Consider the following 17,581-nt stretch of genomic DNA (forward strand, 5'->3'; position numbering starts at 1 on the left):
CGCGGAGCCCCTTTTCAGTGCACCGCGCCCCGCACCCGCCGCGCCATCCGCTGCCGCTCGGCGAGTTGGTCGTCCGCCGGGTAGGCGACCTCCTCCAAGGTCAGCCCGAGCGGCCGGACGACATGGACGGCGCTGTCGCGGACGCCGGCGTCCAGTACCTTCCGCGGCCACTCCACACCCCGGTGCCCGTCGCCCACGAACAGCAACGCACCGACCATGGAGCGCACCTGGTTGTGGCAGAACGCGTCGGCGCGGACCTCGATCTCCACGATGCCGTCCGCACCCCGGCGCACCTCGAAGTCGAGGATCTCGCGGATCGTCGTCGCCCCCTCGCGCTTCTTCGCGTACGCCTCGAAATCGTGCTCCCCGACCAGGGTCTTGGCGGCTGCGTCCATCGCGGCGACGTCCAGGGGCCAGTCGTGCCACAGGACGTGGTTGCGCAGCAGCGGATCCGTGCCTCCGGGGTTGTCGGTGACGCGATAGACATAGCGACGCCAGATCGCGGCGAAACGGGCGTTGAAGCCGCTGGGCGCCTCTCTGAGCGCCCAGACCCGTACGTCCCTGGGCAGACGCCCGGCAAGCCGCTTCAGCAGCTTGCCGCTCTGCTCGGCCCAGATCTCTCGGGGCAGATCGACGTGGGCGACCTGTCCGCGCGCGTGCACCCCGGCATCGGTGCGCCCGGCCACGGTCAGCTCGTAGGTCTCCCGGGACCGGGTGACGGTACGCAGGGCGTCCTCGATCTCCCCCTGCACGGTCCGCCTGCCGCCGGCCTGCTTGGCCCAGCCGTGGAAGTCGGTGCCGTCGTACGACAGGTCCAGTCGCACCCGTACGAACCCGGGCTGCACTTCGTCACTCACGTAGAGATCCTCTCAGGAACGCGAAAGCGGGCCCGCCCGGACGGACGGACCCGCTTTCTGCGAGGTCAACCTCAGGCGTCCTTGGACTCCTCGGCAGCCTCGACGGCCTCGGCCGGCTTGGCGTCCTCGACGACCTCTTCGGCCTTGGTCTCCTCGGCCTTGGTCTCGGCCTCCTTGACGGCGCGCTTCGTCGCCGCCTCGGCCTCACCGGTCGCCTGCTGGGCCACCGTCAGCGCCTCGACCAGCTCGATGACAGCCATGGGCGCGTTGTCGCCACGACGGTTACCGATCTTGGTGATGCGCGTGTAGCCGCCCGGACGGTTCTCGTACCGCGGGCCGATCTCGGTGAAGAGCGTGTGGACGACGCTCTTGTCCGTGATGACCTGGAGCACCTGACGGCGGTTGTGAAGGTCGCCCTTCTTCGCCTTGGTGACCAGACGCTCGGCGTACGGCCGCAGGCGGCGGGCCTTCGCCTCGGTGGTGGTGATACGGCCGTGCTCGAAGAGCGACTTCGCGAGGTTCGCGAGAAGCAGCTTCTCGTGCGCGGCACTGCCGCCCAGACGGGCACCCTTGGTGGGCTTCGGCATGGTTCTTCTCCTGTGTGTCTGCCCCGGCCGTATCAGGTACCGGGGTCAGTATCCGAGCAGGCGGGCGCCTGTCGAAGACCCCGCGCCCCGAGGGGCGCGGGGAGCTGCTCGACCCGCCGAAGCCGGTCCGCAGCCGAAGACCGGTCAGTACTGCTCGGTCTCCACAAAACCCGCGTCCGCGTCGTCGTCGGCGCCGAAGGCGTCGGCGGCGGCGGTCGGGTCGAATCCGGGCGGGCTGTCCTTCAGGGCCAGGCCCATGCCGGCCAGCTTCGCCTTGACCTCGTCGATGGACTTCGCACCGAAGTTGCGGATGTCCAGCAGGTCCGCCTCGGAACGCGCCACGAGCTCACCCACGGAGTGGATGCCCTCGCGCTTGAGGCAGTTGTAGGAGCGGACCGTGAGCTCCAGCTCCTCGATCGGAAGCGCCAGGTCGGCGGCGAGCGCGGCGTCCGTCGGGGACGGACCCATGTCGATGCCCTCGGCGTCGATGTTCAGCTCACGCGCCAGGCCGAACAGCTCGACCAGGGTCTTGCCGGCCGACGCCATGGCGTCGCGCGGGCGCATGGCCTGCTTGGTCTCGACGTCGACGATCAGCTTGTCGAAGTCGGTGCGCTGCTCGACACGGGTCGCCTCGACCTTGTAGGTGACCTTGAGAACCGGCGAGTAGATGGAGTCGACCGGGATACGGCCGATCTCCTGGCCCACCTGCTTGTTCTGCACGGCGGAGACATAGCCGCGACCGCGCTCCACGGTCAGCTCCATCTCCAGCTTGCCCTTGCCGTTGAGCGTGGCGAGGACGAGGTCGGGGTTGTGCACCTCGACACCGGCCGGGGGCGCGATGTCGGCGGCGGTGACCAGACCCGGGCCCTGCTTGCGCAGGTACATCACGACCGGCTCGTCGTGCTCCGAGGAGACGACCAGCTGCTTGATGTTGAGGATCAGGTCGGTGACGTCCTGCTTGACGCCGGGCACGGTGGTGAACTCGTGCAGGACGCCGTCGATGCGGACGCTGGTGACAGCGGCACCGGGGATCGACGACAGCAGGGTACGGCGCAGGGAGTTGCCGAGGGTGTAGCCGAAGCCCGGCTCCAGCGGCTCGATCACGAACCGGGAGCGGAACTCGTCGACGACCTCTTCGGTCAACGAGGGACGCTGAGCGATCAGCATGTGTGGATCAGATCCTTCAGTCGTGGACGCCCGCTATATGACGCCCGACGGGGCCGCACCCGGGAAAGTGCGGGTACTGCAAGGGTACGGGCGGCACGACCCGAAAAGGCCGTACCGCCCGAAACCGCTGTCCTGCGAAGCGGCCGTGCGTCAGACGCGGCGGCGCTTCGGCGGGCGGCAGCCGTTGTGCGGGGTCGGGGTGACGTCCTGGATGGAGCCGACCTCGAGGCCCGTGGCCTGCAGGGAGCGGATCGCGGTCTCACGGCCGGAACCCGGGCCCTTGACGAACACGTCGACCTTGCGCATGCCGTGCTCCTGCGCGCGACGGGCGGCCGACTCGGCGGCCATCTGCGCGGCGAACGGCGTGGACTTCCGGGAACCCTTGAAGCCGACGTGGCCGGCGGAGGCCCAGGAGATCACGTTGCCCGACGGGTCGGTGATCGAAACGATGGTGTTGTTGAACGTGCTCTTGATGTGCGCGTGGCCGTGAGCGACGTTCTTCTTTTCCTTGCGGCGCACCTTCTTGGCAGCGCCCTGACGTCCCTTGGGGGGCATCTACTAACTCCTACGGGAGGTGGTCGGTCCTACAGCGAAGACCGTGGACAGGTGTCCGCTGCGGACTACTTCTTGCCCGGCTTCTTCTTGCCGGCGATGGCGCGACGCGGGCCCTTGCGGGTGCGGGCGTTGGTGCTGGTGCGCTGACCGCGGACGGGCAGACCCCGGCGGTGCCGCAGACCCTGGTAGCAGCCGATCTCGACCTTGCGGCGGATGTCGGCCTGGATCTCACGACGGAGGTCACCCTCGGTCCTGATGTTGCCGTCGACGTACTCGCGGATCGCGACCAGCTGCTCTTCGCTCAGGTCACGAACGCGGGTGTTCGGGTCGACGCCGGTCGCAGCCAGCGTCTCCTTCGAGAGGGTCCGGCCGATGCCGAACACGTAGGTCAGGGCGACCTCCACGCGCTTTTCGCGCGGGATGTCAACACCGGAAACGCGTGCCATTCAATGGCTCCAGTTGATCTTCGGAGGTCTTCCGCAGAACCGGCTCCCAGCCGCCGTACGAGGTACGAACTGGGTCCCCGGCCTCCGAACCGGGGGTGTCGGAACCGTGCGGTTCCGGGTCCTGCGTATGAACATATTCAGCTTGCGTCGCGCGAAGTTCTGCGGATGCAGAGGATGCGGTCCTGCGTCAGCCCTGGCGCTGCTTGTGGCGCGGGTTGTCGCAGATGACCATGACCCGACCGTGACGGCGGATCACCCTGCACTTGTCGCAGATCTTCTTGACGCTCGGCTTGACCTTCATGGATGTGAGGTTCTCCGGGTCAGTGCCACCACCCCGTGGAGACGGGGTACCGGCAAGATCTACTTGTAGCGGTAGACGATCCGGCCACGCGTCAGGTCGTACGGAGAAAGCTCCACCACGACCCGGTCGTCAGGGAGAATGCGGATGTAGTGCATACGCATCTTGCCGCTGATGTGTGCCAGGACCTGGTGGCCGTTCTGGAGCTCGACCTTGAACATGGCGTTCGGAAGAGACTCGACGACAGTGCCCTCGATCTCGATGGCACCTTGCTTCTTGGCCACGCTTCGCCCTTCGAATCGACTACCTTGATCGGCTCCGCGTCCCGCATGCGGACATGCGGATGCACGAGAGCCGACGAGTCAGTCTACGTCAGGCCCCTCGGAAAGACGAATCGCGGAAGTCTGCCCCATGTCCGAGATCATCATGCGGGAACGGGCCTGCTCGGCACCGGCTCTCAGGCGAGCGGGTCCGGAGCGGCCGTCACGCCGTACTCGGCGAGCTTGGCCCTGCCGCCGTCGGGGGACGTCAGCACCAGCGGGCCCTGCTCGGTCAGGGCGACGGAGTGCTCCCAGTGCGAGGACCACGTGCCGTCGGTGGTGATGACGGTCCAGTCGTCCTCGAGGACGTCCGTCTTCGGGGTGCCCAGGGACACCATCGGCTCGATGGCCAGGCAGAACCCGGGGACCAGCTTGGGGCCCTTGCCCCGGCGACGGTCCACGTAGTTCAGCAGATGCGGGTCCATGTGCATCTCGGTACCGATGCCGTGCCCGCCGTAGTCCTCGATGATCCCGTACTTGCCGCCGCCGGGCTTCGGCTGCCGGCGGATGTAGGTCTCGATGGCCCGGGAGACGTCCACGAGGCGGTTGCCCTGCTTCATGGCCGCGATCCCGGCCCACATGGACTCCTCGGTCACCCGGGAGAGCTCGATCAGCTCCGGAGCGTGGCCGGACCCGACGAACGCCGTGTAGGCGGCGTCGCCGTGCCAGCCGTCCACGATGGCGCCGGCGTCGATGGAGATGATGTCCCCGTCCTTGAGCACGACCTCCTCGGACGGGATGCCGTGGACGACGACCTCGTTCACCGAAGTGCAGATGGTGGCGGGGAAACCGCCGTACCCGAGGAAGTTCGGCTTGGCCCCGTGCTCCGCGAGCACCTTGCGGGCGACCTCGTCCAGGTCCTTCGTCGTGGCGCCCGGCACGGCCGCCTCGCGCGTGGCCGCGTGCACGGCGGCGACGACCAGCCCCGCCTCACGCATCCTGGCGATCTGCTCGGGGGTCTTGATCTGCACCATGACGACTGCGGCCTTTCTGGACCGGAGAGAATACGGACTTCTTCAACGATACGGGCGCGCCGGACCGCCCATCACCGCTCACAGCTCGGCCGCGGCTCCCGGAGGGAACCGCGGCCGTGTGTGCCGGGAGCGACTACTTGGCGCCGTCCTTCTGCTGGAGCGCCTCCATCGCGCGCTGGGTGACGTCCTCCACCTTGCCGAGCGCGGAGATCGTGACGACCAGGCCCTGCGACTTGTAGTAGTCGATGATCGGCTCGGTCTGCGTGTGGTAGACCTCCAGCCGCTTGCGGACGGTCTCCTCGGAGTCGTCGTCGCGCTGGTAGAGCTCGCCGCCGCAGACGTCGCAGACGCCTTCCTGCTTGGCCGGCTTGTACGACACGTGGAACACGTGCGCCGAGTCGTTGCGGCAGACGCGGCGTCCCGCGATGCGCTTGACGACCTCCTCCTCGGGCACCTCGAGGTCGAGGACCGCGTCCAGCTTCATGCCCTCGGTCCTGAGCATCTCGTCCAGCGCCTCGGCCTGCTTCACATTGCGCGGGAAGCCGTCCAGCAGGAAGCCGTTCTTCGCGTCGGGCTGCTCCATGCGGTCCTTGGCCATCGCGATGGTGACCTCGTCGGGAACCAGCTCACCGCGGTCCATGTAGGACTTCGCGAGTTTGCCCAGGTCCGTCTGCCGGCTGATGTTGGCGCGGAACAGGTCGCCCGTGGAGATGTGCGGGATCGACAGGTTCTTGGCCAGGAACGCGGCCTGCGTTCCCTTGCCGGCACCTGGCGGCCCGACGAGGACGATTCGCATCAGCGGAGGAACCCTTCGTAATTGCGCTGCTGGAGCTGGCTCTCGATCTGCTTCACCGTCTCGAGACCGACACCCACGATGATCAGGATGCTGGTTCCACCGAAGGGGAAGTTCTGGCTCGCCCCGAAGCCGACCAACGCCACTGTCGGTACGAGAGCAATCAGACCCAGGTACAGCGATCCCGGCCAGGTGATCCGGTTGAGCACGTACGAGAGGTACTCAGCAGTGGGCCGACCGGCCCGGATGCCCGGGATGAAGCCACCATACTTCTTCATGTTGTCCGCGACTTCCTCGGGGTTGAACGAGATGGCCACGTAGAAGAACGCGAAGAAAACAATCAGCAAGAAGTACATCGTGATGTAAATCGGGTGGTCGCCCTTGGTCAGGTTCTGCTGGATCCAGGCCTTCCACCCGGAATTGCCCCCGGAGAACTGCGCGATCAGGGCCGGGATGTACAGCAGCGACGACGCGAAGATGACGGGGATCACACCCGCCTGGTTCACCTTCAGCGGGATGTAGGTCGAGGTCCCGCCGTAGGAACGCCGGCCGATCATGCGCTTCGCGTACTGGACCGGGATGCGCCGCTGCGCCTGCTCGACGAAGACCACCAGGCCGACCATGACGAGGCCGACGAGGATGACGGTGCCGAACTCGATCCAGCCGCCGGCCAGGGTGCCCTGCTTCTTGATCGCCCACAGCGCGGACGGGAAGGTCGCGGCGATCGAGATGAACATCAGAATGGACATGCCGTTGCCGATGCCGCGGTCGGTGATCAGCTCACCGAGCCACATGACGACGGCGGTACCGGCGGTCATGACGACGACCATCGTGATGGTCGTGAAGATCGACTGATCCGGGACGATCGAGGTCGCCACGGGGCAGCCCGAGAACAGCGCGCCGCTGCGGGCGGTCGCCACCAGGCCGGTGCCCTGGAGGATCGCGAGGGCCACCGTCAGGTAACGGGTGTACTGCGTGATCTTCGTCGTGCCCGCCTGGCCCTCCTTCTTGAGGGCTTCCAGGCGGGGAATGACCACGGTCAGCAGCTGGAGAATGATGCTCGCCGTGATGTACGGCATGATGCCCAGTGCGAAGATCGTGATCTGCAGCAGCGCGCCACCGCTGAACATGTTGACCAGACCGAACAGGCCCTGGTTGCCCTTGGCGACGTCGATACACGTCTGGACGCTCTTGTAGTCGACGCCAGGGATCGGAATGTGGGTACCGACCCGGTACACCACGATGATGCCGAGCGTGAAGAGCAGCTTCTTGCGCAGGTCGGGCGTCCTGAACGCCCGGGCGAACGCGGTGAGCACGGTGCCTCCTGCGACCCCCGCGCGTCTGCGTCAAGGGTGACGGTCTTGAGAATCCGACTGAACAACGACTTGGGTAACGGCTGACTGCCGCCCTGAGTGCCCGAACCGCGGCACCCTGTGAAAGTTGGCAGTGCAGGCCACCTTACCGGCGAGAGTGCTCCCTTGGAACGACCAACCGGGGATACCCCATGTGGGATATCCCCGGTCGGGATCGTTCAGGTCATCAAGACGCCCGAAATTCTCAGACGAGCTCGGTGACGGTACCGCCGGCGGCGGTGATCTTCTCCTTGGCGGAGCCGGAGACGGCGTCGACCGTCACCTGCAGCGCCACGGAGATTTCGCCCTGGCCGAGGACCTTGACGAGCGCGTTCTTGCGAACAGCGCCCTTGGCCACCAGACCCTCGACGGTGACCTCGCCACCCTCGGGGTACAGCGCGGCCAGCTTGTCGAGGTTCACGACCTGGTACTCGGTCTTGAACGGGTTCTTGAAGCCCTTCAGCTTCGGAAGGCGCATGTGGAGCGGCATCTGGCCACCCTCGAAGCGCTCCGGAACCTGGTAACGGGCCTTCGTGCCCTTCGTACCACGACCGGCCGTCTTACCCTTCGACGCCTCACCACGACCGACACGGGTCTTTGCGGTCTTGGCGCCCGGGGCGGGACGGAGGTTGTGGATCTTGAGCGGGTTCTGCTCCGCCATGATCAGTCGACCTCCTCGACCGACACGAGGTGGCGGACGGTGTGCACCATGCCGCGGAACTCGGGACGGTCCTCCTTGACGACCACGTCACCCAGGCGCTTGAGGCCCAGGGAACGCAGGGTGTCGCGGTGGTTCTGCTTGCTGCCGATGTAGGACTTGACCTGCGTGATCTTGAGCTGCGCCATGATTACGCACCCGCCCCGGCACGCGCACGCAGCAGGGCCGCGGGGGCGACGTCCTCGAGCGGCAGACCACGGCGGGCCGCGATCTCCTCGGGGCGCTGCAGGCCCTTCAGGGCCTCCACGGTCGCGTGCACGATGTTGATCGCGTTGTCGGAGCCGAGCGACTTCGACAGCACGTCGTGGATACCGGCGCACTCGAGCACGGCACGCACCGGGCCACCGGCGATAACACCGGTACCGGGCGACGCGGGCTTGAGCAGCACGACGCCGGCAGCCTTCTCACCCTGGATCGGGTGCGGGATGGTGCCCTGGATGCGCGGGACCTTGAAGAAGTGCTTCTTGGCCTCCTCAACGCCCTTGGCGATGGCGGCCGGCACCTCCTTGGCCTTGCCGTATCCGACACCCACGGTGCCGTCACCGTCGCCCACCACGACCAGCGCGGTGAAGCTGAAGCGACGACCACCCTTCACAACCTTGGCGACGCGGTTGATCGCGACGACGCGCTCAACGTACGCGGTCTTCTCGGCGGCAGCTGCGCCGCCGTCACGGCCCTTCCGGTCCCGCCGCTCGCCGCCACCGGCACCGCCACCGCGGCGCTGGGGTCCAGCCATTGGATTTACCTCTCTCTTTTCCGCTAGCTACGGAACCGGCTCAGAACTTGAGCCCGGCTTCGCGGGCGGCGTCCGCCAGGGCAGCGATGCGCCCGGCGTACTGGTTGCCACCACGGTCGAACACGACAGCCTCGACACCGGCGGCCTTGGCACGCTCGGCGACCAGGGCGCCGACCTGCTTGGCCTGCGCGGACTTGTCGCCCTCGCCACCGCGGATCGAGGTGTCCAACGTGGACGCCGATGCCAGGGTGTGGCCCTTGAGGTCGTCGATCACCTGCGCCACGATGTGGCGGTTGGAGCGGGTCACGACCAGACGGGGACGCTCCGCCGTACCGGCGATCCGCTTGCGGATCCGGATGTGACGGCGCTTGATCGCGGCGCGCTTGTAGGCGTCGCCCTTGAGGATCTTCTGCCCGTATGCCATGGCTTACTTACCCGCCTTTCCGACCTTGCGGCGGATGACTTCGCCCTCGTACTTGACGCCCTTGGCCTTGTACGGGTCGGGCTTGCGCAGCTTGCGGATGTTGGCCGCAACCTCGCCGACCTTCTGCTTGTCGATGCCCTCGACCGAGAAACGGGTGGGGGCCTCCACCTTGAAGGTGATGCCCTCGGGGGCCTCGACGGTGATCGGGTGGCTGTAGCCGAGCGCGAACTCGAGGTTCGAGCCCTTGGCGGTCACGCGGTAACCGACACCGCTGATTTCGAGCTTCTTCACGTAACCCTGGGTCACGCCGGTGATCATGTTCGCCACCAGCGTGCGGGACAGGCCGTGCAGGGCCTTGTTCTGACGCTCGTCGTTGGGGCGGGTGACGTGCAGAACGCCGTCCTCACCCTTGGCGATCTCGATCGGCGCCACGACGGTGTGGGTCAGCGAGCCCTTGGGGCCCTTGACCGACACCGTGTTGCCGTCGATGGTGACGTCCACGCCGGCGGGAACCGCGATGGGGAGCTTGCCGATGCGCGACATAGCTGTTTCCTCCGTTCCCTTCCGTTACCAGACGTAGGCGAGGACTTCTCCGCCTACGCCCTTCTTGCCGGCCTGCTTGTCGGTGAGGAGCCCGTGGGACGTGGAGATGATCGCCACGCCGAGGCCGCCGAGCACCTTCGGCAGGTTGGTGGACTTCGCGTACACCCGGAGACCGGGCTTGGAGATCCGCTTGATGCCCGCGATGGAGCGCTCACGGTTCGGGCCGAACTTCAGCTCGAGAACGAGGCTCTTGCCGACCTCGGCGTCCTCGACCTTCCAGCCCGTGATGAAGCCCTCCTGCTGGAGGATCTCCGCGATGTGCGACTTGATCTTCGATGCCGGCATCGTCACGGAGTCGTGGTATGCCGAGTTCGCGTTCCGCAGACGCGTAAGCATGTCTGCGATCGGATCAGTCATGGTCATGAATTGGCCTTCGGCCTCTCTCGCCGGGGTTTCCTGGTGCGCCATCCCTCTCCCCGATCCGAGACGGGACGGGTGCGGCGCGGTGGACCTACGGCGTAGTAAGTCGTACGGGCGGCAGACGCCCAACCCCACAAGCTTAATGCATGTGAGTTGGGCCGCCTGCCGACCCAGATGCTTACCGAGAGCCCAGCATCAACCCAATAGGGCTGTTACCAGGAGCTCTTGGTCACGCCCGGCAGCTCGCCACGGTGAGCCATCTCACGAAGGCACACGCGGCACAGGCCGAACTTGCGGTACACGGAGTGCGGACGACCGCAGCGCTGGCAGCGGGTGTAGCTGCGCACACCGAACTTGGGCTTACGAGCAGCCTTCGCGATCAGAGCCTTCTTCGCCATCTCGCTCACGCCTCCTTGAACGGGAAGCCGAGGTGACGAAGGAGCGCGCGGCCCTCAGCGTCGTTGGTCGCCGTGGTGACCACGGTGATGTCCATACCCCGGACACGGTCGATCTTGTCCTGGTCGATCTCGTGGAACATGACCTGCTCCGTGAGACCGAAGGTGTAGTTGCCACGGCCGTCGAACTGCTTGGGGGACAGACCGCGGAAGTCGCGGATGCGCGGCAGCGCGAGCGACAGGGTGCGGTCCAGGAACTCCCACATGCGGTCGCCACGAAGCGTGACGTGGGCACCGATCGGCTGACCCTCACGCAGCTTGAACTGCGCGATGGACTTGCGGGCCTTGGTGACGGCCGGCTTCTGACCGGTGATCGTGGTGAGGTCGCGGATGGCGCCCTCGATCAGCTTGGAGTCGCGGGCGGCGTCGCCCACACCCATGTTGACCACGATCTTGACGAGGCCGGGGATCTGCATGACGTTCTCGTACTTGAACTCGTCACGCAGCTTGCCCGCGATCTCCTCGCGGTACTTCTGCTTCAGACGCGGAGTGGTGGTGGTAGCCATCAGATGTCCTCACCCGTCCGCTTGGCAACGCGGATCTTGTTGCCGTTCTCGTCGAAGCGGTAGCCGACACGCGTGACGACCTTGTTGCCGTCCTTCTCCACGACCAGCTGAACGTTGGACACGTGGATCGGGGCCTCGGTGGTCACGATGCCGCCGGCCTGCGAACCGCTGGCGGTCGGACCGGCCTTGGTGTGCTTCTTGACCCGGTTGACACCCTCGACCAGGACACGCTCGTCGCGCGGGTAAGCGGCAATGACCTTGCCCTGCTTGCCCTTGTCCTTGCCGGTGATGACCTGGACCAGGTCGCCCTTCTTGATCTTCATGCTTACAGCACCTCCGGCGCGAGCGAGATGATCTTCATGAACTTCTTCTCGCGCAGCTCACGGCCGACCGGGCCGAAGATGCGGGTGCCGCGAGGGTCGCCGTCGTTCTTCAGAATGACGGCGGCGTTCTCGTCGAAGCGGATGTACGAGCCGTCCGGACGGCGGCGCTCCTTGACGGTGCGAACGATGACCGCCTTGACGACGTCACCCTTCTTCACGTTGCCACCGGGGATCGCGTCCTTGACGGTGGCGACGATGACGTCACCGATGCCCGCGTAGCGGCGACCGGAACCACCGAGCACACGGATGCAAAGGATCTCCTTCGCACCAGTGTTGTCGGCGACGCGCAGTCGCGACTCCTGCTGGATCACGTCTATCTCCTGATCGTCTGCCGGTTCCCTCCGGGTGTTGGCCCGGAGAGCCTGGCGGAACTGTCCTGCGGGGGATGCCGCAGGAATTACTTACGCCTCTGTGGGCGGGAACCCACGCCGGGGGCCGGGCACCCTGAGGTGCGGCCCCCAGCGGGGGTCAGCCGGGGCCGTGCGGCCCCCGCTCGTTACTTCGCCTTCTCGAGGATCTCGACGATGCGCCAGTGCTTCGAGGCGGACAGCTTGCGCGTCTCCATCAGGAGGACGCGGTCACCGACGCCGGCAGCGTTCTGCTCGTCGTGCGCCTTGAGCTTGTTGGTACGGCGCAGGACCTTGCCGTACAGCGCGTGCTTCACACGGTCCTCGACGGCGACGACGACGGTCTTGTCCATCTTGTCGCTGACGACCAGGCCCTCACGGGTCTTGCGGGCGTTGCGCTCGGTCTGCTCAGTCACATTCTTCTCGCTCATCAGGCGTTCTCCACCGTTTCGATGCCCAGCTCACGCTCGCGCATCAGGGTGTAGATCCGCGCGATGTCCTTGCGGACCGCCTTCAGACGGCCGTGGTTCTCGAGCTGTCCCGTCGCCGCCTGGAAACGGAGGTTGAACAGCTCTTCCTTGGCCTCGCGGAGCTTGCCCAGAAGCTCCTCGTTGCCCAGCTCGCGCAGCTCGGACGCCTTGGTACCGGCCGACATCACGCTTCACCTGCCTCGCGCTTGACGATCCGGCACTTCATCGGCAGCTTGTGGGCCGCACGAAGGAGCGCCTCACGGGCGATCTTCTCGTTCGGGTAGGACAGCTCGAACATCACGCGACCAGGCTTGACGTTCGCGATCCACCACTCCGGCGAACCCTTACCGGAACCCATGCGGGTCTCGGCGGGCTTCTTGGTCAGCGGGCGGTCCGGGTAGATGTTGATCCAGACCTTGCCGCCACGCTTGATGTGACGGGTCATGGCGATACGAGCCGCTTCGATCTGGCGGTTCGTCACGTACGCCGGGGTCAGCGCCTGGATGCCGTACTCGCCGAACGCAACCTGCGTTCCACCCTTGGCCATTCCATCGCGCTTCGGGTGGTGCTGCTTGCGGTGCTTGACCCTACGGGGGATCAGCATGTCGGTCAGGCCTCCGTTCCGGTGCTCTCAGCCGGAGCGGACGCGGGAGCCTCGGCCTTGGGGGCCTCGGCGCCGGCAGCCTGCTGCGGCTTACGACCGCGCCGCTCGCCACCGCGGCCACCACGGGCCGGGCGGTCGGCGCCACCGCGGGCCGGGCGGTTACCCGCACGGGCGGCAGCGTTCTCGGCGCGGACCTCGGCGATGTTCTTGACATCGCCCTTGTAGATCCAGACCTTCACACCGATGCGGCCGAAGGTCGTCTTGGCCTCGAAGAAGCCGTAGTCCACGTTCGCGCGGAGCGTGTGCAGGGGCACACGGCCCTCGCGGTAGAACTCCGAGCGGGACATCTCGGCGCCGCCGAGGCGGCCACCGCACTGGATCTTGATGCCCTTGGCGCCCGCCTTCATCGCCGACTGCATGCTCTTGCGCATGGCGCGGCGGAAGGAGACGCGGGAGGAGAGCTGCTCGGCAACGGCCTGCGCCACCAGCTGAGCGTCGGTCTCGGGGTTCTTGACCTCGAGGATGTTCAGCTGGACCTGCTTGCCCGTGAGCTTCTCGAGGTCGCCGCGGATGCGGTCGGCCTCGGCGCCACGGCGGCCGATGACGATGCCCGGACGCGCGGTGTGGATGTCCACACGGACGCGGTCACGGGTGCGCTCGATCTCCACCTTGGAGATACCGGCGCGCTCCATGCCGGACGTCATCATCCGACGGATGGCGACGTCTTCCTTGACGTAGTCCTTGTACAGCTTGTCGGCGTACCAACGCGACTTGAAGTCGGTCGTGACACCGAGCCGGAACCCGTGCGGGTTTACCTTCTGGCCCATTACCGGGTTCCTTCCTTGCTGCTGACGACCACGGTGATGTGGCTGGTCCGCTTGCGGATCCGGTAGGCACGGCCCTGGGCGCGCGGCCGGAACCGCTTCAGGGTCGGGCCCTCGTCGACGTACGCCTCGGAGATGAAGAGGCTGTCGACATCGGTGTGGTCGTAGTTGTGCGCGGCGTTGGCGATGGCGCTGTCCAGCACCTTGCCGACCGGCACGCTCGCGGCCTGCGGGGCGAAACGCAGGACCGCCTGAGCCTCCGCGGCATCCATGCCACGGATGAGGTCCACCACGCGGCGGGCCTTCATGGGCGTGACGCGGATGTACCGCGCCTGGGCCCTGGCGTCCATGGTTGTCCTTCCAGTGTCTGTCATGGTCATTCCACCCCGCTACTAGCGGCGCTTCGACTTCCGGTCGTCCTTGACGTGACCCCGGAAGGTGCGCGTCGGCGAGAACTCGCCGAGCTTGTGGCCGACCATCGACTCGGTGACGAACACCGGAATGTGGGTCTTGCCGTTGTGCACCGCGATCGTGTGGCCGAGCATGGCCGGGATGATCATGGAGCGTCGGGACCAGGTCTTGATGACGTTCTTGGTGCCGGCTTCGTTCTGGGCGTCCACCTTCTTGCTCAGGTGGTCGTCGACGAAGGGCCCCTTCTTGAGACTGCGCGGCATCTAAACCCGCTCCTAGCGCTTCTTGTTCGTCTTGCGGCGGCGGACGATGTACTTGTTGCTCGCCTTCTTGGCGGAACGAGTACGCCCTTCCTTCTGGCCCCACGGGGACACCGGGTGGCGGCCACCGGAGGTACGACCCTCACCACCACCGTGCGGGTGGTCCACGGGGTTCATGACCACACCACGCACGGTCGGGCGGACGCCCTTCCAGCGCATACGGCCGGCCTTGCCCCAGTTGATGTTCGACTGCTCGGCGTTGCCGACCTCACCGACGGTGGCGCGGCAGCGCGCGTCCACCATGCGGATCTCGCCGGACGGCATACGGAGGGTCGCCATGGCGCCCTCACGAGCCAGCAGCTGCACGGAGGCACCCGCGGAACGGGCGAACTTGGCGCCGCCACCGGGACGGAGCTCGATCGCGTGGATCGTGGTACCGACCGGGATGTTGCGGAGTGCCAGGTTGTTGCCCGGCTTGATGTCGGCCCCGGGACCGTTCTCGACGCGGTCGCCCTGCGCAAGGCCGCGCGGCGCGAGGATGTAGCGCTTCTCGCCGTCGGCGTAGTGCAGCAGCGCGATGCGCGCGGTGCGGTTGGGGTCGTACTCGATGTGCGCGACCTTCGCCGGCACGCCGTCCTTGTCGTGACGACGGAAGTCGATCACACGGTAGGCGCGCTTGTGTCCGCCACCCTGGTGGCGAACGGTCACACGACCGGCGTTGTTACGGCCGCCCTTGCTGTGCAGCGGGCGGACCAGCGACTTCTCCGGCGTGGACCGCGTGACCTCGACGAAGTCGGCGACGCTGGCGCCACGACGGCCCGGCGTAGTCGGCTTGTACTTGCGGATTCCCATTTCTCAGTCCTCGTCCGATATCGGACGATCCGGACCGCCCTCAGGCGGTCGGACCGCCGAAGATGTCGATACGGTCGCCCTCGGCGAGGGTCACGATCGCGCGCTTGGTGGCGGCACGCTGGCCGAAACCCGTGCGGGTCCGCTTGCGCTTGCCCTGGCGGTTGATCGTGTTGACCCCGGTGACCTTGACCTCGAAGACCGCCTGGACGGCCTCCTTGATCTGAGTCTTGTTCGCACGCGGGTCGACGATGAACGTGTACTTGTTCTCGTCGATGAGCGCGTAGCTCTTCTCCGACACGACCGGCTTCAGCAGGACGTCACGGGGGTCCGTGTACGACTTGCTCGCCGGGGTGACGACGGTGTTCTTGCCCTCGGCCGCGTGGCGACGCGCCTTGGCGACGCGCGCGGCCTTGGCGGCCTTGGCGGCCTTCGAGGCAATGGCGGGGTGACGGATAGCCATCAGGCCTCGCTCCCTTCGGTGTCGTTGGCCTTCGGGCCGGACACGAAGGACTCGAAAGCGGCCTGGGTGAAGACCACGTCGTCGGAGACGATCACGTCGTACGTGTTCAGCTGGCCCGGCTCCAGGATGTGGACCTGGGGCAGGTTGCGGGCGGACAGCAGGGCCTTGTCGTTCTCACGCTCGATGACCAGGAGCACGTTCTTGCGCTCGCTGATCTTGCCGAGGAGAGCCTTGGCGGCCTTGGTGGAGATGTCCGACTCGACCACGTCGGTCACGACGTGGATGCGGTTGTTGCGGGCCCGGTCGGTGAGGGCGTGGCGCAGGGCCGCGGCCTTCATCTTCTTGGGGGTCCGCTGCGAGTAGTCGCGCGGCACGGGACCGTGCACGACGCCACCACCGGCGAACTGCGGGGCGCGGGTCGAACCCTGACGGGCGCGACCGGTGCCCTTCTGGCGGTACGGCTTCCTGCCGCCACCACGGACCTCGGCACGGGTCTTCGTCTTGTGCGTGCCCTGGCGGGCAGCGGCCAGCTGTGCGACGACGACCTGGTGGATCAGCGGAACGCTGACCTTCTCAACGCCGAAGATCTCCGCGGGGAGCTCGACGGAACCGGCCTTCTCGCCCACCGGCGAAAGGATGTCAACAGTGCTCATCGGTTACCTCAGGCCCCCTTGGCCGCGGTGCGGACCAGGACGAGGCCGCCGTTCGGACCAGGAACCGCGCCCTTGATGAGCAGCAGACCCTTCTCCGCGTCAACGGCGTGGACGGTCAGGTTCTGGGTGGTGACCCGCTCGTGGCCCATGCGACCCGCCATGCGGACGCCCTTGAACACACGGCCCGGGGTGGCGCAGCCACCGATCGAGCCGGGAGAGCGGTGCTTGCGCTGGACACCGTGTCCGGCGCCGAGGCCCTTGAAGTTGTGACGCTTCATGACACCGGCGAAGCCCTTGCCCTTGCTCTTGCCGGTGACGTCGACCTTCACGCCGGCCTCGAACACCTCGGCGGTGATCTCCTGGCCGAGGGTGTACTCGGCGGCGTCCGCCGTGCGGATCTCGACGAGGTGACGGCGCGGGGTGACGTCGGCCTTGGCGAAGTGGCCCTTGAGGGGCTTGTTCACCTTGCGGGGGTCGATCTCGCCGAAGGCGATCTGGACCGACTCGTAGCCGTCGGCGTCGTTCGTACGAACCTGGGTCACGACGTTGGGGCCGGCCTTGACGACGGTCACGGGGACGACACGGTTGTTCTCGTCCCAGACCTGCGTCATGCCGAGCTTCTCGCCCAGGATGCCCTTGATCTGCTTAGCCATTCTCAGATCACCGGCCTCAGAGCTTGATCTCGATGTCGACACCGGCCGGGAGGTCGAGTCGCATCAGAGAGTCAACGGTCTTGGGCGTCGGGTCGAGAATGTCGATCAGGCGCTTGTGGGTACGCATCTCGAAGTGCTCGCGCGAGTCCTTGTACTTGTGCGGCGACTTGATGACGCAGTACACGTTCTTCTCAGTGGGCAGCGGCACCGGGCCCGCGACCGACGCACCAGTACGGGTCACCGTCTCGACGATCTTCTTCGCCGAGGAGTCGATGACCTCGTGGTCGTAGGCCTTGAGCCGGATGCGGATCTTCTGTCCCGCCATGGCTACTCCGTAGTCCTGTCTCTCTTACGCTCCGGGACCCGGCGTTCCGAGCCTGCCTCCGACCCACGCGGTCGGGCGTGTCGCGCTCCCGCTGACACAGATGTCCCTTGTTCGAACATCCCTGCAGGGGGAACACGGCCCTTCCGGAACCGTGGGACCGGGAGCGAGGAGCCCACCGGGCGCCTGGT

At 66.7% G+C, this 17,581-nt stretch carries 31 protein-coding genes; all 31 read right to left on the reverse strand.

Annotation, left to right across the window (positions count from 1 at the left end; translation table 11 throughout):
* Positions 1–14: 14 nt before the first annotated feature.
* The 31 genes from truA to rpsJ all read right to left on the reverse strand — a co-directional run bounded on the left by truA (position 15) and on the right by rpsJ (position 17,393).
* Positions 15–857, reverse strand: coding sequence for a tRNA pseudouridine(38-40) synthase TruA (truA, locus tag ACSHXN_RS17560; RefSeq protein ID WP_355137224.1), 843 nt, complete (start codon positions 855–857; stop codon positions 15–17).
* Between the two features lie 71 nt (positions 858–928).
* Positions 929–1,444, reverse strand: coding sequence for a 50S ribosomal protein L17 (gene rplQ, locus ACSHXN_RS17565; RefSeq protein WP_059127189.1), 516 nt, complete (start codon positions 1,442–1,444; stop codon positions 929–931).
* Positions 1,445–1,588: 144 nt separating this feature from the next.
* Positions 1,589–2,611: a DNA-directed RNA polymerase subunit alpha gene (locus tag ACSHXN_RS17570; RefSeq protein WP_356111228.1), complete on the reverse strand. Its 1,023-nt coding sequence runs from the start codon at positions 2,609–2,611 to the stop codon at positions 1,589–1,591.
* Between the two features lie 150 nt (positions 2,612–2,761).
* Entirely contained in the window at positions 2,762–3,166 is a 405-nt protein-coding gene (gene rpsK, locus ACSHXN_RS17575) for a 30S ribosomal protein S11 (RefSeq protein WP_003956432.1), read from the reverse strand.
* A 65-nt stretch (positions 3,167–3,231) separates the two neighbouring features.
* The gene (gene rpsM / locus ACSHXN_RS17580) at positions 3,232–3,612 is read right to left on the reverse strand and encodes a 30S ribosomal protein S13 (RefSeq protein WP_355140803.1); all 381 of its coding nucleotides are present in this window, start codon (positions 3,610–3,612) and stop codon (positions 3,232–3,234) included.
* 187 nt (positions 3,613–3,799) lie between these two features.
* On the reverse strand, positions 3,800–3,913 hold the full coding sequence (gene rpmJ, locus ACSHXN_RS17585; protein ID WP_003974245.1) for a 50S ribosomal protein L36: 114 nt from the start codon (positions 3,911–3,913) through the stop codon (positions 3,800–3,802).
* A gap of 59 nt (positions 3,914–3,972) precedes the next feature.
* Complete coding sequence (infA, locus tag ACSHXN_RS17590) at positions 3,973–4,194, reverse strand: translation initiation factor IF-1 (RefSeq protein WP_003948620.1); 222 nt, start codon at positions 4,192–4,194, stop codon at positions 3,973–3,975.
* A gap of 173 nt (positions 4,195–4,367) precedes the next feature.
* On the reverse strand, positions 4,368–5,204 hold the full coding sequence (gene map, locus ACSHXN_RS17595; protein WP_331265694.1) for a type I methionyl aminopeptidase: 837 nt from the start codon (positions 5,202–5,204) through the stop codon (positions 4,368–4,370).
* Between the two features lie 133 nt (positions 5,205–5,337).
* Positions 5,338–6,000 carry an adenylate kinase gene (locus ACSHXN_RS17600; RefSeq protein WP_059127186.1) on the reverse strand — a complete coding sequence of 221 codons (663 nt, stop codon included), beginning with the start codon at positions 5,998–6,000 and terminating at the stop codon, positions 5,338–5,340.
* Positions 6,000–7,313, reverse strand: a complete 1,314-nt coding sequence (gene secY / locus ACSHXN_RS17605; RefSeq protein ID WP_059127185.1) for a preprotein translocase subunit SecY — start codon at positions 7,311–7,313, stop codon at positions 6,000–6,002. Before secY ends, ACSHXN_RS17600 begins: the two co-directional genes overlap by 1 nt.
* 241 nt (positions 7,314–7,554) lie before the next feature.
* Positions 7,555–8,010 (reverse strand): 50S ribosomal protein L15, encoded by a 456-nt coding sequence (rplO, locus tag ACSHXN_RS17610; RefSeq protein WP_059127184.1) that lies wholly within the window; start codon positions 8,008–8,010, stop codon positions 7,555–7,557.
* Between the two features lie 2 nt (positions 8,011–8,012).
* Positions 8,013–8,195 (reverse strand): 50S ribosomal protein L30, encoded by a 183-nt coding sequence (gene rpmD / locus ACSHXN_RS17615; protein ID WP_059127183.1) that lies wholly within the window; start codon positions 8,193–8,195, stop codon positions 8,013–8,015.
* 2 nt (positions 8,196–8,197) lie between these two features.
* Positions 8,198–8,803, reverse strand: coding sequence for a 30S ribosomal protein S5 (rpsE, locus tag ACSHXN_RS17620; protein WP_009190144.1), 606 nt, complete (start codon positions 8,801–8,803; stop codon positions 8,198–8,200).
* 40 nt (positions 8,804–8,843) lie between these two features.
* A complete protein-coding gene (gene rplR / locus ACSHXN_RS17625) occupies positions 8,844–9,227 on the reverse strand; it encodes a 50S ribosomal protein L18 (protein WP_030174556.1) in 384 nt (127 codons plus the stop codon).
* Between the two features lie 3 nt (positions 9,228–9,230).
* Positions 9,231–9,770 (reverse strand): 50S ribosomal protein L6, encoded by a 540-nt coding sequence (rplF, locus tag ACSHXN_RS17630; RefSeq protein WP_355140804.1) that lies wholly within the window; start codon positions 9,768–9,770, stop codon positions 9,231–9,233.
* A gap of 24 nt (positions 9,771–9,794) precedes the next feature.
* Positions 9,795–10,193 carry a 30S ribosomal protein S8 gene (gene rpsH / locus ACSHXN_RS17635; RefSeq protein ID WP_131564570.1) on the reverse strand — a complete coding sequence of 133 codons (399 nt, stop codon included), beginning with the start codon at positions 10,191–10,193 and terminating at the stop codon, positions 9,795–9,797.
* A gap of 209 nt (positions 10,194–10,402) precedes the next feature.
* The gene (locus ACSHXN_RS17640) at positions 10,403–10,588 is read right to left on the reverse strand and encodes a type Z 30S ribosomal protein S14 (RefSeq protein WP_059127180.1); all 186 of its coding nucleotides are present in this window, start codon (positions 10,586–10,588) and stop codon (positions 10,403–10,405) included.
* A gap of 5 nt (positions 10,589–10,593) precedes the next feature.
* Positions 10,594–11,151, reverse strand: a complete 558-nt coding sequence (gene rplE, locus ACSHXN_RS17645; protein ID WP_016434630.1) for a 50S ribosomal protein L5 — start codon at positions 11,149–11,151, stop codon at positions 10,594–10,596.
* Entirely contained in the window at positions 11,151–11,474 is a 324-nt protein-coding gene (rplX, locus tag ACSHXN_RS17650; RefSeq protein ID WP_059127179.1) for a 50S ribosomal protein L24, read from the reverse strand. The genes rplE and rplX overlap by 1 nt, the downstream gene beginning before the upstream one ends.
* A 2-nt stretch (positions 11,475–11,476) precedes the next feature.
* On the reverse strand, positions 11,477–11,845 hold the full coding sequence (gene rplN / locus ACSHXN_RS17655) for a 50S ribosomal protein L14 (RefSeq protein ID WP_003998823.1): 369 nt from the start codon (positions 11,843–11,845) through the stop codon (positions 11,477–11,479).
* Between the two features lie 185 nt (positions 11,846–12,030).
* Positions 12,031–12,312 carry a 30S ribosomal protein S17 gene (rpsQ, locus tag ACSHXN_RS17660; RefSeq protein ID WP_059127178.1) on the reverse strand — a complete coding sequence of 94 codons (282 nt, stop codon included), beginning with the start codon at positions 12,310–12,312 and terminating at the stop codon, positions 12,031–12,033.
* Positions 12,312–12,536 carry a 50S ribosomal protein L29 gene (gene rpmC, locus ACSHXN_RS17665; protein WP_018564811.1) on the reverse strand — a complete coding sequence of 75 codons (225 nt, stop codon included), beginning with the start codon at positions 12,534–12,536 and terminating at the stop codon, positions 12,312–12,314. Before rpmC ends, rpsQ begins: the two co-directional genes overlap by 1 nt.
* Complete coding sequence (gene rplP / locus ACSHXN_RS17670) at positions 12,536–12,955, reverse strand: 50S ribosomal protein L16 (protein WP_059127177.1); 420 nt, start codon at positions 12,953–12,955, stop codon at positions 12,536–12,538. The genes rpmC and rplP overlap by 1 nt, the downstream gene beginning before the upstream one ends.
* A 5-nt stretch (positions 12,956–12,960) precedes the next feature.
* Positions 12,961–13,782, reverse strand: a complete 822-nt coding sequence (gene rpsC, locus ACSHXN_RS17675) for a 30S ribosomal protein S3 (RefSeq protein WP_003998826.1) — start codon at positions 13,780–13,782, stop codon at positions 12,961–12,963.
* Positions 13,782–14,129: a 50S ribosomal protein L22 gene (gene rplV / locus ACSHXN_RS17680; RefSeq protein WP_331269453.1), complete on the reverse strand. Its 348-nt coding sequence runs from the start codon at positions 14,127–14,129 to the stop codon at positions 13,782–13,784. Before rplV ends, rpsC begins: the two co-directional genes overlap by 1 nt.
* A gap of 42 nt (positions 14,130–14,171) precedes the next feature.
* Complete coding sequence (gene rpsS / locus ACSHXN_RS17685; RefSeq protein ID WP_059127175.1) at positions 14,172–14,453, reverse strand: 30S ribosomal protein S19; 282 nt, start codon at positions 14,451–14,453, stop codon at positions 14,172–14,174.
* A 12-nt stretch (positions 14,454–14,465) separates the two neighbouring features.
* A complete protein-coding gene (gene rplB, locus ACSHXN_RS17690; RefSeq protein WP_059127174.1) occupies positions 14,466–15,302 on the reverse strand; it encodes a 50S ribosomal protein L2 in 837 nt (278 codons plus the stop codon).
* 40 nt (positions 15,303–15,342) lie between these two features.
* Positions 15,343–15,762 carry a 50S ribosomal protein L23 gene (gene rplW / locus ACSHXN_RS17695; RefSeq protein ID WP_059127173.1) on the reverse strand — a complete coding sequence of 140 codons (420 nt, stop codon included), beginning with the start codon at positions 15,760–15,762 and terminating at the stop codon, positions 15,343–15,345.
* Positions 15,762–16,415, reverse strand: coding sequence for a 50S ribosomal protein L4 (rplD, locus tag ACSHXN_RS17700; protein WP_355140805.1), 654 nt, complete (start codon positions 16,413–16,415; stop codon positions 15,762–15,764). The genes rplW and rplD overlap by 1 nt, the downstream gene beginning before the upstream one ends.
* An 8-nt stretch (positions 16,416–16,423) precedes the next feature.
* Entirely contained in the window at positions 16,424–17,068 is a 645-nt protein-coding gene (rplC, locus tag ACSHXN_RS17705) for a 50S ribosomal protein L3 (protein WP_043443022.1), read from the reverse strand.
* A gap of 16 nt (positions 17,069–17,084) precedes the next feature.
* Positions 17,085–17,393, reverse strand: a complete 309-nt coding sequence (gene rpsJ / locus ACSHXN_RS17710; protein WP_003948644.1) for a 30S ribosomal protein S10 — start codon at positions 17,391–17,393, stop codon at positions 17,085–17,087.
* Positions 17,394–17,581 lie beyond the last annotated feature (188 nt).

It is taken from the genome of Streptomyces sp. HUAS TT11, assembly GCF_051553595.1.
Taxonomy (GTDB): domain Bacteria; phylum Actinomycetota; class Actinomycetes; order Streptomycetales; family Streptomycetaceae; genus Streptomyces.